Raw genomic sequence first — 643 nt, 5'->3', positions numbered from 1 at the left:
CCAACCAAAATAAACAACACGAGGAGATGCAACTTATGTCATCAGACACAAATAGTTTAGCACATACAAAATGGAATTGTAAGTATCACATTGTCTTCGCTCCTAAATATAGAAGACAAATTATATATGGAAAAATAAAGAAAGATATTGGAGTAATATTGAGACAGTTGTGTGAAAGAAAAGGCGTAGAAATTATTGAAGCTGAAGCATGTAAAGATCACATTCATATGTTAGTTAGTATCCCGCCAAAATTAAGCGTTTCGCAATTTGTAGGATATTTAAAAGGAAAGAGTAGTTTGTTGATTTTTGATAGACATGCACATTTAAAATATAGATATGGTAATAGAAAATTTTGGTGTAAAGGGTTTTACGTTGATACAGTTGGAAGAAATAAAAAAGTCATAGAAAATTATATTCGTAATCAATTACAAGAGGATATCGTTGCAGAGCAATTAACACTTGTTGAGTATATAGATCCTTTTACTGGTGAAGAAATTAGGAAGAAAAAATAAAACAACCCTTTTAAGGGTTGCTGGGAAAGTAGTACATATGGCTGATCTTCTCAGAGCCCTTATCAGGGCTGGTCAGTAAAAAAGGCTTATAGCCGCAGAGCAAACCACCCGTTATACGGGTGGTTTTGATT

1 protein-coding gene is annotated in these 643 nt (G+C 33.3%); it reads left to right on the top strand.

The genetic code is table 11. The features are described 5' to 3' along the window. Positions 1 to 35 precede the first annotated feature (35 nt). Positions 36 to 512: an IS200/IS605 family transposase gene (gene tnpA / locus D9V42_RS14775; RefSeq protein WP_122065558.1), complete on the top strand. Its 477-nt coding sequence runs from the start codon at positions 36 to 38 to the stop codon at positions 510 to 512. Positions 513 to 643: the final 131 nt, after the last annotated feature.

Origin of the sequence: Staphylococcus pseudoxylosus (assembly GCF_003697915.1) — a bacterium.
Taxonomy (GTDB): Bacteria; Bacillota; Bacilli; order Staphylococcales; family Staphylococcaceae; genus Staphylococcus; species Staphylococcus pseudoxylosus.
The sequence above is the reverse complement of the archived record's forward strand: the minus strand, read 5'-3'. Positions and strand labels throughout refer to the sequence as shown.